This window comes from Streptomyces sp. ISL-94 (genome assembly GCF_018614075.1).
GTDB lineage: Bacteria > Actinomycetota > Actinomycetes > Streptomycetales > Streptomycetaceae > Streptomyces.
The window spans coordinates 57707-72900 of the sequence record NZ_JAGGOZ010000063.1; the positions used below are offsets into that span (position 1 = coordinate 57707).

At 68.8% G+C, this 15194-nt stretch carries 10 protein-coding genes and 1 pseudogene; 3 read left to right on the forward strand and 8 right to left on the reverse strand.

The window, feature by feature from the left end; all coding sequences use genetic code 11:
• Positions 1-2: 2 nt before the first annotated feature.
• Positions 3-415, reverse strand: a pseudogene (locus J7E94_RS20100) (hypothetical protein).
• Between the two features lie 152 nt (positions 416-567).
• Between J7E94_RS20100 and J7E94_RS20105 the strand changes: the two are divergent.
• Both J7E94_RS20105 and J7E94_RS20110 read left to right on the forward strand, forming a co-directional pair.
• Positions 568-5352, forward strand: a complete 4785-nt coding sequence (locus J7E94_RS20105; protein ID WP_215017315.1) for a DUF6531 domain-containing protein — start codon at positions 568-570, stop codon at positions 5350-5352.
• 30 nt (positions 5353-5382) lie between these two features.
• Positions 5383-6471 (forward strand): hypothetical protein, encoded by a 1089-nt coding sequence (locus J7E94_RS20110; RefSeq protein ID WP_215017317.1) that lies wholly within the window; start codon positions 5383-5385, stop codon positions 6469-6471.
• A 14-nt stretch (positions 6472-6485) separates the two neighbouring features.
• On the opposite strand, the gene J7E94_RS20115 is transcribed toward J7E94_RS20110, so the two are convergent.
• The 7 genes from J7E94_RS20115 to J7E94_RS20140 form a co-directional block, all read right to left on the reverse strand.
• Positions 6486-7085 carry a thymidine kinase gene (locus J7E94_RS20115; protein WP_215017335.1) on the reverse strand — a complete coding sequence of 200 codons (600 nt, stop codon included), beginning with the start codon at positions 7083-7085 and terminating at the stop codon, positions 6486-6488.
• 102 nt (positions 7086-7187) lie between these two features.
• Positions 7188-7436, reverse strand: coding sequence for a DUF6406 domain-containing protein (locus J7E94_RS35980; RefSeq protein ID WP_374224470.1), 249 nt, complete (start codon positions 7434-7436; stop codon positions 7188-7190).
• Between the two features lie 4 nt (positions 7437-7440).
• On the reverse strand, positions 7441-9033 hold the full coding sequence (locus J7E94_RS20120; RefSeq protein WP_215017319.1) for a hypothetical protein: 1593 nt from the start codon (positions 9031-9033) through the stop codon (positions 7441-7443).
• A gap of 257 nt (positions 9034-9290) precedes the next feature.
• The gene (locus J7E94_RS20125) at positions 9291-12095 is read right to left on the reverse strand and encodes an ATP-binding protein (RefSeq protein WP_215017321.1); all 2805 of its coding nucleotides are present in this window, start codon (positions 12093-12095) and stop codon (positions 9291-9293) included.
• Complete coding sequence (locus J7E94_RS20130; RefSeq protein ID WP_215017323.1) at positions 12092-13087, reverse strand: hypothetical protein; 996 nt, start codon at positions 13085-13087, stop codon at positions 12092-12094. Before J7E94_RS20130 ends, J7E94_RS20125 begins: the two co-directional genes overlap by 4 nt.
• A gap of 108 nt (positions 13088-13195) precedes the next feature.
• A complete protein-coding gene (locus J7E94_RS20135) occupies positions 13196-13456 on the reverse strand; it encodes a hypothetical protein (RefSeq protein ID WP_215017325.1) in 261 nt (86 codons plus the stop codon).
• Between the two features lie 13 nt (positions 13457-13469).
• On the reverse strand, positions 13470-14114 hold the full coding sequence (locus tag J7E94_RS20140) for a thymidine kinase (protein ID WP_215017337.1): 645 nt from the start codon (positions 14112-14114) through the stop codon (positions 13470-13472).
• A 269-nt stretch (positions 14115-14383) separates the two neighbouring features.
• Here J7E94_RS20140 and J7E94_RS34750 point away from each other — a divergent pair, with 269 nt between their 5' ends.
• Positions 14384-15010 (forward strand): DDE-type integrase/transposase/recombinase, encoded by a 627-nt coding sequence (locus J7E94_RS34750; protein ID WP_308345369.1) that lies wholly within the window; start codon positions 14384-14386, stop codon positions 15008-15010.
• Positions 15011-15194: the final 184 nt, after the last annotated feature.

Below are 15194 nucleotides of genomic sequence, written 5' to 3' on the forward strand. Positions count from 1 at the left end.
TCTCAGCCCGACGCGACCGGCAGCACGTCAGGCGACAGTGCCGCCACTCGCGTCGTCGCGCTCGTCATCCGCTTGCGGTGGTGGCGGCGGCACAGGACCTCGTACCCGACGATCTCCGCGGCATTGCCCACGTCTCCCACCACGACCTTCGCGCCCTCAACGACCATCTCTCTGCCCACCGTGCGGGCGTTGTGAGTGGCGCGGGCACCGCACCAGCACATCGCCTCGCCCTGGAGCGTCTCCACCCGGTCGGCCAGTTCGATCAGCCGCTGGGAGCCAGCTTGCCCTCGCCGGCCCGGTCGTCCCGCGTGAAGATCAGGCTCTGCAGACCACGAGTCGACCGGTTGTGGACAATTTGGAGCGCCAGAGTGCTCTCCCTTGGCCATCCACCATGAGGTCGACCTCGTGTGTGCATTCGCGAGGGCCCTGCGCAGATGACATCTGCATCAACGCAGCTGGGAACCGTGTAGCGGTTGTGCGGATTCACAGGTGCGGATTACCCGTCAGAACGGTTACGTGATAGGACTGTTCGATTCTCGTTCTACCTGACACCACGGGGGGTGGGGCATGTCTGTCACGGTGCCCGACTGGGCTGACACACTTTTGGATCTGATCGGCGTGGCCTGGCCGAATGTGGACGAGGACGCCTACCGGGACATGGCCGACTCGCTCCGTGAGTTCGCCGACGACCTGCTGGACGACGGGCAGCTCGCCAACAACCACGTCGAGCGCCTGCTCTCGGCCAGCAGGGGCGAGTCGATCGAGGCCCTGAACGAGCACTGGAACAAGGTCAAGGGCAAACACTTCAAGGACATCGCGGAGGCGGCCCGCACCATCGCCGGCGCGATGGACTCGGCCGCCACCACCGTCGAGGGCATGAAGCTCGCAGCCGTCGTCCAGCTCGGCTACCTCGCCGCCGAAGCCGGGATCGCCATCTCCCTGATCCCCGTCACCGGCGGCCTCTCCGCCCTCGTCGGCGCGGCCGCCATGCGCGCCACCCAGGAGGTCGTCAAACGCCTCATCAAGGAGTGCGTCGAGGAAGCCGTCGGCTACATCGTCTCCGCGATGACCGAACCGGCCGTCGCCGCCCTTGAGGGCATGGCCGCCGACCTCGTCGTCCAACTCGGCTCCATGGCCCTCGGCTTCCAGGACGGCGTCGACCTCGACCAGACCAAGAAGGCGGGCAAGGAGAGCTTCAACGACGGCGTCCAGTCCGGCAAGGAATCCCTCAACCTCGCCTCGGCCGGAGGCGGCGGGGGCAGAGGCGGCGGCACCGGCCTGGTCGACCTCCACATCGAGCACTCCGAACACACACGGGCCGGCACCAGCCTCAACACCGTCAGCACCAGCATCCACGGCAAGACGACATCGAAGCTGACCAAGGCCAAGTCCCACCACGGCCGCACCCGAGGCCGCGACTCCATCGCCCAGGCCATCGACCCCGCAGCCGACAAAGCCATGGCAGCCCTCGTCAAGGCCACCAAAGCGATGGGCGACCACGTCGGCACCACCCTCCCCAAGGCCGTCAAACGGATATCCACCGACCACAAGAAGAACGACCAGGCCATCCACGACGACTTCAACCGCCTGAAGGGCAAGAACGACCACGACGGCAAGGGAGGCGGAAGGAGGGGCCCGGCCGACCACGGCAAAGGTGAGGACTCGGCCCGCACCAAACCGAACTCGGCTCAGGACGCCAAGGACGCCCCGCGCAGCAACGCCATATCGCTCGACAAGACCGTCTGCAAGAACGATCCCGTCGACGTGGCAACCGGCAAGATGCTGCTCCCGCAGACGGACCTGGCCCTGCCCGGTGTGCTGCCCCTCGCGCTTCGCCGTACGCACGTGTCCACCTACCGATACGGACACTGGTTCGGCCGCAGCTGGGCCTCCACCCTGGACGAACGGATCGAACTCAACCCAGTGGGCTCAGGTGCTGTCTGGGTCCGGGAGGACGGCTCACTACTGGTCTACCCGCGGCTTCCGCGGCCGGGCGGGGAGCAGGTGCTGCCGCTGGAAGGTGAGCGGCTGTCACTGGTCCACGGCGGTGAAGACGAGGGCGATACCCGGTACCAGGTCTTCGACCCACACGGCGGGGTCACCCGAACCTTCACCGGAAGTCCTTATCGGGCCTCCCCCGCCTACTGGCTGGCCGAAGTCCGTGATCGTAACGACAACTACGTAGGTTTCAACCGCCGTTCCGACGGAGCCCACCTGTCCGTGGTGCACTCGGGCGGATACACGGTCAGCCTCACCGCCGACACCTCCCGCGTCACAGTGCTCGCCCTCCAGGGACCGGAGGGCGTGGAAACCGTCCTCCGCTACGGCTACAACCCGGCCGGCGACCTCACCTCACTGACCGGCCCGGAGCGTGTCGACGCTCCCCCCATGCGTTTCACCTACGACGCCGACAGCCGCGTCACCTCGTGGACCGACCGGAATCTGTCCACGTTTCGGTACGTCTACGATGCGGACGGCCGCGTCGTCAGCACCGTGGGACCCGACGGCATCCTTTCCTCGCGTTTCGCCTACGGCGTCCACCCCCAGACCGGACACCGCGTCACCTCTTACACCGACTCCACCGGCGCCACCACGGTCCTCCACCTCAACGACCGGCTCCAGGTCGTTTCCGAGACCGATCCGCTCGGCCATACGACCCAGCTGACCTGGGACGCATACGACCGCCCTCTGAGCCGGACCGACCCGCTCGGCCACACCACCGAGCTGACCTGGGACGAAGCGGGCAATCTCACCGCCGTGCAGCTGCCCGACGGCTCGGCCTCCACCGCGCGCTACAACGCGCTGAACCTGCCGGTTGAGGTGACAGCCCCGGATGGCACCGTGTGGGAGCAGTACTTCGACGAACTCGGCAACTGCACCGGCACCCGCGGGCCCGACCACGCTCTCACCCGATTCACCCACGACCGCACCGGTGCGGTCGCGTCGTTCACGGACGCTCTCGGCTCCACGACGCGCATCCGCGCCGACCGCGCCGGACTTCCCCTGGAGATCACCAGTTCCGACGGGGGCGTCACCACGGTGGAGCGCGACCACCGGGGCCGCCCCATCCGGCTCACCGATCCCGCGGGCAGCGCGCAGCGCTTCGTCTGGGATGCCGACGACCGGCTGCTGCACCGCGTCACCGCCGACGGCAGCCGCGAGGCCTGGCGCTGGGACGCCGAGGGCAACTGCCTCGCCCACACCGACACCCACGGCGGTGTCACAGCCACCGAGTACGGGCACTTCGACAAGCCCCTCGCCCGTATCGCGGCAGACGGGGCTCGCCATGAGCTGCGCTACGACACCGAACTGCGCCTGGTTCAGGTGACCAACCCGCTCGGACAGACATGGGGCTACACCTACGACCACGCCGGACGGCTCATAGCCGAGGCCGACTTCGACGGCCGCCGGACTCACTACGCCTACGATCAGGCGGGTCGTCTGACATCCCGTACGGGCCCTCAGGGAGTGTCGGCCACGTACACGTGGGACTCCATGGACCGGTTGACCTCTCGCGAGGTCGAAGGGCACCTCGTCCACTACGCCTACGACCGTGCCGGCGAACTCGTCTCCGCCCGGTCGCCGGGCTCCGCCGTCGTCATGGAACGCGACGCCATGGGACGGCTGATCTCCGAAACCGTCGACGGTCGTACCAGCCGCTACAGCTACGACCTGCTGGGCCGCCGTATCTCGCGCACGACGCCCTCCGGTGCTGTCAGCCACACCGACTACGGCGAAGCGGGCGACCGCCTCTCGCTCACGACCGACGGACACACGACCGCCTTCACCCATGACGTGCTCGGCCGTGAACTGACCCGCACCTGGGGATCGCCGTCGGCCCCCGTCTCCGTGCATACGGCGTGGGACAACCGCAGCCGGCCCGTCAGCCAGTCCGTGACCAGCGGCGGGACCGCCTCACCCGTCCGGAACTACACATACCGCGCCGACGGGTACCCCGTGCGGATCACGGAGTCGGTAGCCGGGGCCAGGTGGGACAAGCAGATCTCACTCGACCCCATGGGGCGACCGCTCAGCATCGAAGCACCCGGCTGGACGGAGACGTACGCGTACGACGGCGCGGGCAACCAGACCCAGGCCGACTGGCCGCGAGCAGCCGGCCACAGCGAAGCCCGTGGGCCCCGCACCTACGTCGGAACCCGTGTGGCATCCGCCGGCGCTGTCACCTACGAACACGACGGGGAAGGCCGCGTCGTCATGCGACGGTGCGCCAGACTCTCCCGCAAGCCCGACATCTGGCGCTACACCTACGACGCCGAAGACCACATGGTCTCCTGCACCACCCCTGACGGCACCTTGTGGCAGTACACGTACGACCCTCTGGGGCGGCGTACCGCCAAACACCGTATGTCCCCTGACGGCCTGGCGGTCATCGAGACCACCCAGTTCACATGGGACGGATCCCTCCTGGTCGAGCAATCCGACTCCGCCACGCGGACCGTGCTCACCTGGGAGTACGAGGGCCACCGCCCGCTGAGCCAGTACGAGCGCCGGGAAGGGGAAGCCGCAGAGGTCAACAGCCGCTTCTTCGCCATCGTCACCGACCTGGTCGGTGCGCCGACCGAGCTGGTGGCCGAGTCCGGTGAGACGGCCTGGCGCGCCCGTTCGGCATGCTGGGGCACCACCGGCTGGGGCAAGGACGCCACCGCGTACACCCCGCTGCGCTTCCCCGGACAGTACGCCGATCCCGAAACCGGCCTGCACTACAACTACTTCCGGCACTACGACCCGGACACCGCTCGTTACACCAGCCCCGACCCACTCGGCCTGTCACCGGCGCCCAACCCCTCGACATACGTCCTCAACCCCTGGGCGTGGAGCGACCCACTGGGCCTGGCACCGAAGCGCTGCCAGATGGACGCATACGATTGGGAAGGGAGCATCCGCTACGGCCGCCTCGACCACCTCGGACGCCCCACCGGCGTCTACGCCTGCCTTCGGCCCGAGATCCTGGACGCGAAGAAGGGAACGGCCGCCGGCAAGCTCAAACCACCGGGCTGGCGCGGCCACGGAACGGCCTTCAACGAAGCGCGTGGTCATCTCCTCGCCGACCGGCTCGGAGGAGCCGGTACCGGAACAAAGGCCTACCACAACCTGGTCACACAGACCCAGGACCCCACGAACTCGCCGGACCAGCGCGACCAGATAGAACAGGTGATCTTCGACGCGGTCAGGAAGGGCAATGGTGAAGTCATCCAGTACAACATCAAGCCCATCTACGAGGGAGCCAACCCCATACCCATCCGTCTGGACTTCACAGCATTCGGGAACAAGGGCTTCACCTTCACCCACAGCCTCGAGAACCCCGCGGCCGGCGTCAGAACCGGCGTGTAGCACCGGCCCCGAACAGCAAGTGAGGATCACATGACCCGCACCACCCCGCCCCGCCCGGTCGACGCCGAGGGCTTGTTCCCCGCGCTCGCCGACTACCGCCGCACCAGCACCCGCCTCCACCCGCGTCACGGCTCCCCGAAAGCTGACGACAGCTCGGTAGCCGGCCCGCTCCTGTGGCCCGCCGACGAACCGTGGCCTTTGTGCACCGCAGTCCATCCCAAGGGCAGCGGACACCGGCTGTCTGACGTGCGCCTCCAGCGGCGGATCCTCGACGAGGCGTGGCACCGCGATCCCGGGTCGGGTCCCAACGACGCGGAACGCGGGGTCCTGGACACCCTCCAGCCAGGGCCGCACGCCCCGCAGATCAGCGACGCGGACCCGATTCCGCTGCTCGCCGCCGCGCAGCTCTTCGCCCGCGACGTCCCCGACCTCACCGGACCGGACGGCTGCGACCTGCTCCAGGTCCTCTGGTGTCCCTTCGAAGTGCACGGCCCCGACCGGACCATCGACGTCGTGCTGAAGTGGCGGCGCTCCCAGGACGTGGGCGAGGTCCTCGCCGTGATCCCGGAACCCGTCGTGGTGGGCAGGGCCGAATGCGTCCCGAACACGTGCGAGCTGCACCCCGAACAAGTGGTGGAGCACGAGTACGAGGGTCTGCTGGACGAGGACCTTCAGGAGGCCGTCGAAGCGTGGGAGGTGGGAGATGACGAGGAGGACGACGACGCCTTCGACTCCTCCGCCCCCTCCAGCTTCGACACGTACGAGGAGTACGAGGCCGCCATGGCCGCCGCGCGCGCGAATGAGGATGAGGAGGTCACCTACCGGGGCGATCTGTCCATCGCGCCCGGTTGGAAGGTCGGCGGCTTCGCCTCGTGGCACCTCACCGACCCGGCGCACATCGCTTGCGGAGTCTGCGGAACACCCATGCCTCCCTTGCTCACCGTGGCCGTCAGTGAATGGGACGGGGCCTCGGAGAGCTGGATCCCGCTGGAGGATCAGGACTCCGTACCGGACAGCCGGATCAGTGACCCGACCGGCGTCTACCTCGGCCGCGGCCTCATGCGCGTCCACACCTGCCCCGCCACCCCTACGCATCCGCACCGGCTCAGCTTCCAGTAGACGGGCGTTCCCGGTCAGGCGTGGTTGACGGGGAGGACGTCCGGGGAGAGGGCGCCTGCGTGGGCCGCGGCCGAGGTCATGCGGCGGCGGTGATGGCGGCGGCAGAGGACCTCGTAGCCGATCTCCTCCGCCGGGCGGTTCACGTCACCGACGACCACCTGGGCGCCCTCCACCACCATCTCACCGCCCACCGTGCGGGCGTTGTGCGTGGCGCGGGCCCCGCACCAGCACAGGGCCTCCACCTGGAGCTGCTCCAGGCGGTCCGCCAGCTCGATCAGCCGCTGGGAGCCGGGGAAGAGCTTCGTACGGAAGTCCGTGGTGATGCCGAAGGCGAACACGTCCAGCCCGAGGTCGTCCACGATCCGGGCCAGCTGGTCGATCTGCTCCGGGGCGAGGAACTGCGCCTCGTCCACGATCACGTAGTCGGCCTTGCCGCCCTTGGACAACTCGTTCACCAGGTACGCGTACAGGTCCATCCCCACGGTCGCCTCGACGGCCTCCGTCACCAGGCCGAGGCGGGAGGACAGCTTGCCCTCGCCCGCCCGGTCGTCCCGCGTGAAGATCACGCCCTGGAGTCCGCGCGCAGACCGGTTGTGGCCGATCTGGAGCGCCAGCGTGCTCTATCTTGACCATCCACCAACTCACGCCAGGCTCCCCACCATGACGCTGGATGTCCTGGTGGCGTCCTGACTGACCGCTTGGGGCTCCTCGGACTGCTACTCGACCTTTCGGAGGTAAACCCGCCAGTCGCCGGTGGGGTCCTCCACGCGGTCAAGTACCCACAGCTCGTCCCGGACCGGGAAAGTATCACCCGGCTGAAGGGTGTACCTCCGCTCCTCGCCGGCCACCACCCCAAGGCGGACCGTGAGGGGATATCCAGGACGGGCATCCACATGGATCACGCCGAAGCGGCCGATGGCAGCCCGTGTCATAACTCCGTGCCTGAGCGAGATCTCGGCAGTCACGTGGTCACTCCAAGGTGGTGTATCGAGGTCGGATGTACTTATTGAACTGTTTGAGCGTCAAGGGCTTGGGGTCCAACGCGTTCCAGGGATTCCGCAGATGAATCTCTCCCTGGTCGTCCACCTCGGTCACTTCATACGCATGGGCCGGGTGCAGATCATTCGACAGAGGGCCGCCGACTTCCCTCTCGGAATGCGTACCGACCAGCACCGGTTTCCCCTCGGCCAGCCGCTGCCGAATGTCACCCATGAGCTGCTTGTCAGGGCTGTGCCCGTCGTGATCGTACTGTTTGGGAAAATCCCACGTGGCGGCGGGCTGGCCGGTGAGCTGAGTGAGCAGTTCGGCACGATCCTTGGGGCCGCTTCCCTGGTTGAGCCGGACGTAGCCCTCTGGAACCTCAGGGGCTCCCCGCATTTTCTGCCTCTCGGCCCACCGGTCGCGACGTTCTCTGTCCCATGCCTGATCGCTTCCCGCAATCGCTTTCTCCAGGACGGGCGCCCACGCCGCCCCCGTAGCCACGGAATCCGCAAAGGCAGGTTCGCCAGGGCGATCGTCGAACACCGGTAGATCGGGTGTCACGGTCAGATTGATTTCGCGGCCTGTGGGCTCGTACCTGTCGCGTGAGTGGTTGAACTTCGCCTCATGCAGCTTCACCGCGTAGTTGCCGTCCTCGGCCTCCCTCACGCACTCACGAATCGCCTCGGGACGATGACCGGCCACAGCTCCGAGCGTGGCGATAATGCCACAGTCTTCGAGGGCGCCTTGCTCTGTCTGTTCCCGCGAGGGGTCTCCGTCGAAGAGTGGTGTCCGAGTCCCGTCAGCGCGGTCGAGAGGAGTGCCGTAACGGTCGGGGACCTCGTTCGGAGATCGGGTCGGATCCTGGAAGGCCGGGTGATCCACCGTGCCAGTCAGGCGCTCGGGCCCGTCCGTCTCTTGCCTTCTCCTCCCCGCGAGCTGTTTCAACTTGTCCAAGACGCCGCCCTCGACAGCATCGTCGTCCACGCCGACCCTGTCGTGCCGTGCGGGGGCGTCGCGGGGGTCGGGTGCGGCGTCGTCAGCTGCGGGCGCCTCGTCCGAGCCGGGGGCCTCGGAAACCTCGCCGAGTTCGGCTGGCTCCGCAGGTGCTTCAGGGGCATCGTGGGGCGGGACTGGATCCGGCGCCGAGTCGGGGTCGTCGGCCAGTGACACCGCGTCGGCACGGGTGACCGCCTCCGGTGGTTCTGGGGCATCATCCGACACCGGTGCGGGGGCGGGTGCCTCGTCCGCTTCGAGGAAACCGCGCCCGGCCGGGGCATGGGTTTCCGCCGGTCTCGCTGCCTCGGCGGGATCCGGTGCCTCATCCGCGCGCGGGCCTTCGGCCTGATGGGCCTGCTCCACCGGGCCGGGCGACTCGGCACGCTCCGAGACTTCGGCGGGCTCGGGAGCATCCGTGGGGTCGGGGGCCGAGTCGTCCGGTGCGGGCGCCTCCGTCGGGAAGGGTGCGGCGTCGGAATCCGGCCCGATGGGTTCGACCTGCTCCGCAGGAGCTTCCGCGGTGTCGCGTGGTGGAGCCGATTCGGGGGCGTCCGCCGGCGGGACAGGGGCGGGGGCCTCCTCCATTTCGGGAGACCAGGACCCGACCGAGTCACGGGCTTCCGCCGGTTCCGGTGCTTCGGAGGGTTCGGGGTCCGCATCCGAATCCGTGGGCTCCGCGAGGCCAGGAGTCTCAGCCGAGGCCGACGCCTTCACCGGCTCTGGGGCCTCGACAGCATCAGGAGCTTCCGCTGAGTCCTCCGGCGGGGATGGCTCGGGAGCGTCCGTGGATTCCGGTGGGGACGGCGCTTCGGGGGGCGGCGGCTGTTCTGCCGGGCGGTCGCTCATTGGGCGGCTCCCCGACGGGTGTTGTCACGGTAGAGGCGGACCCAGGGCAGGGTGTTGCGCTGCCAGGCCGCTCTGGCGACGTGAATGAAGACGCAGGCCCGGTAGTCGGTCACCGCCGTTTCGGAATGCCCCGTCGCCGCGGGCAAGGGGACCGTGTCGGCGAGGGCGCTGATCCAGTCGGCGGCGTCGCGCCACCAGTCGGCCTGTTCGCGACTGGTCTTCGGATACCGGGCGACGCGTTCCTTCAGCTTCGGCCCGTGCTCGGGCCACACCGCTGTCGCGGCCCTCGAGCGGAAGGCGCACTTGTGCCGACAGCCGTCGCAGCCGGGGAACGGCGCCAGTGCGGTGTCGACCGCCTCGCACTCACCCGCGAAAGCGCGGAAGCGGGCGGCCAGTTGGGCGTCAGATGCCAGGGGGGCACGGCTGACGCCTGCCTCCGCCGCGGCCTGCGCCCGTACGTCGGGCACTCGGAGCAGCGCCGGCCGGTCGATCCGGTCATGGTGGGCGAATGCCTGGAAGGGTTCCAGCGAGGCGGCGTACCGCTCCTGGTCGGGTGAGAAGCGCATGGTTCCGCCGATGAGGTTGCGGTCCTCGGCGGACGGCAGCCGGTGCATGACTTTGAGGTTGGTGTTCTTGTACGCGTCCTCGACGAGCTTGCCGGGGACCTGCTCGACGATGACGATGCCCTCGCCGTACTTGCGGTTCTCCGCCAGTGTGTTGGCGAAGGCCTGGGCGGCCCGGGCCTGGGCGTTGCCCTCCTTCGCGTCGCCGCCGTGTCCGGCCGGATGTCCGAGCAGGCGATGGGCCTCCTCGATCACGGTGACGTGGGCGAGGGAGTCGCCTTCGCGATTCGCCTTGTAGTACTCGGTCATCGTCTGGAGAAGCAGCGCGGTGATGAGCGACTGCTCCTTCTCGTTGTCGCCGACGCCGGCGAGTTCGACGATCACAGGCCGCCGCAGCAGTTCCTCCACCGGATAGGAGCGGGTGACGTCCAGGGTCGTGCCGCAGGCTCCCTCCGCCAGGGACTCCGCACGCAGGCGGGACGCGGCGACGATGTTGTCCCGTGCTTCGCCCGAGTAGTCGAGCTGCTCGCACTGCTTGCGCATCTCCGTGATGAAGTCACGCAGCGTGGGCCAGTCCCCGACGCGGGAGGGCTCCGCGATGTCGGTGGGCACGATGCCTTTGCGCGCGTACGTCGCGCGAAGCGCCCGATTGTAGATGCTGGGCAGGGGGTCCCAGAGGCCGAAGGCCGCGTCGAAACAGGCCATGAGTCCGGCGATATGGGTACTGACGCGTACCCCGGACGGCACCTCGAAGGGGTTGAGGCGCAGCGGCGCGGTCGCCTCGTCGCCGACGGTGAGGACCAGCAGGTCCTCGAATCCGGGGCGGGTGGCGAGCCAACGGTAGTCGTCCAGAGTGGAGTTGACGGGTTCGAGGACGAGGAAGGGGATGTGGTGGTCGCGCCACAGCTGCTCGCAGAACGCGAGGGTGGTGTTGGTCTTGCCGGAGCCAGTCGTACCCACGATCAGGGCGTGCCGGGTGAGGTCGCCGGGGCCGATGCCGATGGGTCCGGCGGGGACGTCGTGGACAAGCTGACGTCCGAGGAGGATCGCGGGACCGTCGGTGCGGTACTCGGTCTCGCCCGCCATGCCGGGGCGGCGTACGGGAAAGCCCGCCATGTGTCCGCTGACGGCCAGGGGCAGCCGGAAGGCCGCGGCGGCCTCACGGGTGTCGACGAGTTCGGCGAGCAGCCGCAGCGGCGGGGAGAGCGGTTCGGGCAGCCGCCAGCAGTAGTCGCCGCCCCTTCGCGGCTGCTCCAGGGTGGTCAGCCCCTGCCAGGCCGCGGGCAGCTCGCCGGGCGCGGGCCAGGCGATGGTATGGGCGGGGCCGTTGATGGTCTCGGTGAGGACGCCCGCCTCCCGGGCGCGCTCCTGCGGGGACACCGTGGCGCCGACGAGTTCGGCGAGGGATTCCGGCAGGGGCGCCGGCGAGGCGAGGGCTATGCGTATGCGGAACACGCGGTCGGTGTAGCGGCGGGCGGCGTCGGCGTAGACCCGGGCGGCGTCCACGGCGAAGGCGTCCGGGGCGAGCTGAGCGCCGGGGGACCAGAGGCCGTCGGGCAACTGCCCGGGGGTACCGAGACGTCCGTACTGCGTGGCGATGCGGTGCAGAAGCGGGCCGAAGTCGGGCGGTACGACGTACGGCTCCAGGCCGACGCTGAGCGTCACGGGGTGCGGATGCGCGGCCAGGGCCTGCCAGAGCATGTCCCACGGCGGGGCCGCCGCGGTGAACGGCTGCGGCGCGAGGTAGTAGTGCACGCCCGCGTCGGGCCGGTTGGGCAGCCCGCTGTGGTAGCGCTTGCGGATCTCCGCCACCCCGGCGGCCGGGTCGGGCGTGAAGGGGGTCAGCAGCCGTGCCGTCTCGTCGCCGTCCCCGACCGGTGTGGCGTGCACGTGCCGGGGCAGCGCTGCCATCCGGTCGCGGAGCGCGCGTGCGGCCGCTTCGGCACGCTCGGCGGTCGGTGCTGCCACCCGGCCGAGCAGAGCGCAGGAGAGCCTGCGCCCCGCGGGGTCGCTGAGGTAGCGCAGCTCGATCCGTTCACCGTGGGCGGTGTCCCATTGCCCCGCCAGCCAGGCGGTCTCGGCGGCCACCGCCTTGGTCCTGCGCTCCGATTCCGGCAGGTCCGCGTACTCCTGGGTTTCGGTGAGGTCCGCGGCGGCGTCAATGCGCACGGCCGTCCACGCCCAGACGGTCGTGCCGTCGGTGACGGTCAGTACGCCGTCCGACCCGGCTGCGCTCAATTTCCGGGCCAGGGCGTGCCGTGCGGCGGCTGGTGCGGGGCCGACGAGGTCGGCGGGGCGTAGTGAGGCGGCGGGGTTCCCGGGGCCTGCGGAGCCGGGTACGTGTGGTTCGTGCGCGGCGGCATGGGCGGGGCGGCGGGCCCGGGCATGGAGCCGGGCACGGGGCCGCCGTTACCGTGTCCGGCTTCCGGCGCGGTGGCGGCGGAGCCGGACTGGATGGGCGGCTCCTGGCCGAAGGCCGTCGCCATCGGCACCTCGATGCCCTGGACAGCCGCCTCCACACCCTCGCGGGCGGCGGAGTGCACGGCCTCACGCATGGCCCGCGGCCGCTCGGTGCGGAGCATCTGGTTGATGTCGCCCGCACGGTTGAACATGCCGCCGACGAGGTCCTTGAGGAAGTGGCCGATGAGCACCGCTCCGTTGCGGCTGCGCCACATCGTCCATCCGACGTACAGGCTGGTCCCGTAGCCGAAGACCGTGACGTAGGCGACGTACCGGCCACTCCTGATGACCAGCCGGTTGTTCACGACCTCCGGCAGGAGGTCGCTGCGGATCCGGACCGGTACCGCGGACACGGGGATCTTCCGCCGGGCGAGCGAGCCGTAGATCGCCGCGTACGCGGAGGACGACGCGGCATGCTTGTCCTCCAGCAGTGTCTTCCACTCCGAGACCGGCTCGTTGACGCGGGCGGCGAGGAGGACCACCCAGAAGGCGATGAAGGAGAGGACCTGTCCGACGCCGAGTTCGTTCCCCGAGTCGAAGGGACCGGAACTCGATGTGAGCGCGGGCAACAGACCGAAGATCAGGAAGACGAAGAAGGAGACCACGAACGCCTGGAACCAGAGCTGGAACACGGTGCGGAACGACACGGACTCGTCGAACCTCAGCTCGACGTCTTCGTACCGCATCGTCTGGTTGCGGTAGGCGGCATTCGGCCCCATCGCTCCCGTGGCCGCCCAGCCGACCGAGCCGCCGCTCTGCATTCCGTCCATGATTCCCATTCCCCCGTCGCCGCATGCGAGTTGATCACATTAGCGCAGGCGTCCGACAGCGGAGCCGCCGGTCCTCCGCGCGCGGACGGCCAGTCGACAGCGTGCGGATCACCTCCTGTAGAAGTCCGTGATCTGCACCGTGGCGCCACCGGGCGCCACCGGGGTGGAGGCGTGTGCGGATACGAAGACCCACAACAGGACGCCTCCGGTCGCCAGGCAGGCGATGGCGGCCAGGGAATCGGCGATAAACAGTCCCCGGTTCTTCTCCTGCCCGTTGAGCTCCTTCCCCGGCAGGAAGGTGTGTCCGAGACGGCCTGAACCGGTACGGAAAGCCAGTGCGGCGACTTCAGGGGACAGGGAACTCGGCACGCTCAGAGGACGGTCAGGTGTGGTTGACCGGGAGGACGTCCGGGGAGAGGGCGCCCGCGTGGGCGGCGGCCGAGGTCATGCGGCGGTGGTGGCGGCGGCAGAGGACCTCGTAGCCGATCTCCTCCGCCGGGCGGTTCACGTCGCCGACCACGACCTGGGCTCCCTCGACCACCATCTCGCCGCCTATCGTGCGGGCGTTGTGGGTGGCGCGGGCCCCGCACCAGCACAGGGCCTCGACCTGGAGCTGCTCTATCCGGTCGGCCAGCTCGATCAGCCGCTGCGAGCCGGGGAAGAGCTTCGTGCGGAAGTCCGTGGTGATCCCGAAGGCGAACACGTCCAGGCCCAGATCGTCGACGGTACGGGCCAGCTGGTCGATCTGCTCGGGCGCGAGGAACTGCGCCTCGTCCACGATCACGTAGTCCGCCTTGCCGCCCCGGGAGATCTGGTTCACGAGGTACGCGTACAGGTCCATGCCCTCGGTCGCCTCGACCGCCTCCGTCACCAGCCCCAGCCGGGAGGACAACTTGCCCTCGCCCGCCCGGTCGTCACGGGTGAAGATCACGCCCTGGAGCCCGCGTGCCGACCGGTTGTGTCCGATCTGGAGCGCCAGAGTCCTTTTACTCGGGCATCCGCCATTTATCCGTAACGTCACCGACATGACACAGCTCGTATTGGATTCCTTGCGGCTCTCCGTGGCTAGGGTGATCAGCGACGACACGACTGAGCACAAGCATCCCGCACACCGCCTCGTGCCGCGCCCTGGGCGTGCGTGAGCGAGTCATGGTTCTACAAGTGGCGTGATCGCCGGCCCACCGGGCGTGAACTGCGCAGGCAGCGGCTGGCCGACGAGATCAAGGAGATCTTCACCGAGTCCGGTGGCACCAACGGATCATCATCCTGCTGGTCCGCAGGAGGTGGCGCTTCTCGGTGAACACCGTCGCGAACCTGATGGCCGAACTCGACCTTGTCCCCCGGAAAGTGAGATACAGAAAGGGGCTGAGCAGGCCGGAGAAGCGTCCGGCGGCACCAGACTTCGTCCAGCGAGACTTCACCTCCGAGGCACCCGACCTCGTCTGGGCGGGCGACATGACCGAGATCGTCACCGAGGAAGGCAAGCTCTACCTCGCCACGGTCATCGACCTGTTCTCCCGGCGCCTGCTCAGCTACGCGATGAGCGCCCGCCACGACGCGGACCTGGTCGTGGCCGCGCTGAACATGGCAGCGGCCACCCGCGGCGGTGACGTCCGCAGCGTGATCTTCCATTTGGACCGCGGGAGAGTACGGCTCGCGGAAGTTCACCCGCGCCTGCCGCCGACTGGGCGTGACACGGTCCATGGGCCGGGTCGGCTCGTGCTTCGACAATGCCGTAGCGAGGCGTCAACAGCGTCCTCAAGGTCGAGTACGTCCACCGTCCGCCCCCGCACCCAGGCCCGGATCAGGATCGCCACCTGGATCACCGACGTCTACAACATCCGCCGGCTACATAGCGTGTGGGCTCAAGAGCCCGATCGACTACGAGAACGAGTACTGCGCCAGCCTCACTGTGGGGCATAGGAAGGGCTACACACTTCGAGGGGCTTGACATGAGCGCCGTCCCCAGCCGGCTGATACCCCCACGATCCGCAACCCGCACCATGAGCTCCCCTTCGCGTCATGTTGCGGATGAACCTACTGCTTGGCGATCTCCGGTCGAGAACCGGCGTCGTCCATCGCAGTGCGGGGGGTGCCCCTATGTCTT

Bases quoted from the DNA above. Each gene is read 5' to 3' on its own strand.
- J7E94_RS20130 (WP_215017323.1), bottom strand. From the start codon at position 13,087: ATGGACGGAATGCAGAGCGGCGGCTCGGTCGGCTGGGCGGCCACGGGA.
- J7E94_RS20110 (WP_215017317.1), top strand. From the start codon at position 5,383: ATGACCCGCACCACCCCGCCCCGCCCGGTCGACGCCGAGGGCTTGTTC.
- J7E94_RS20105 (WP_215017315.1), top strand. From the start codon at position 568: ATGTCTGTCACGGTGCCCGACTGGGCTGACACACTTTTGGATCTGATC.
- J7E94_RS20140 (WP_215017337.1), bottom strand. From the start codon at position 14,114: ATGTCGGTGACGTTACGGATAAATGGCGGATGCCCGAGTAAAAGGACT.
- J7E94_RS20120 (WP_215017319.1), bottom strand. From the start codon at position 9,033: ATGGAGGAGGCCCCCGCCCCTGTCCCGCCGGCGGACGCCCCCGAATCG.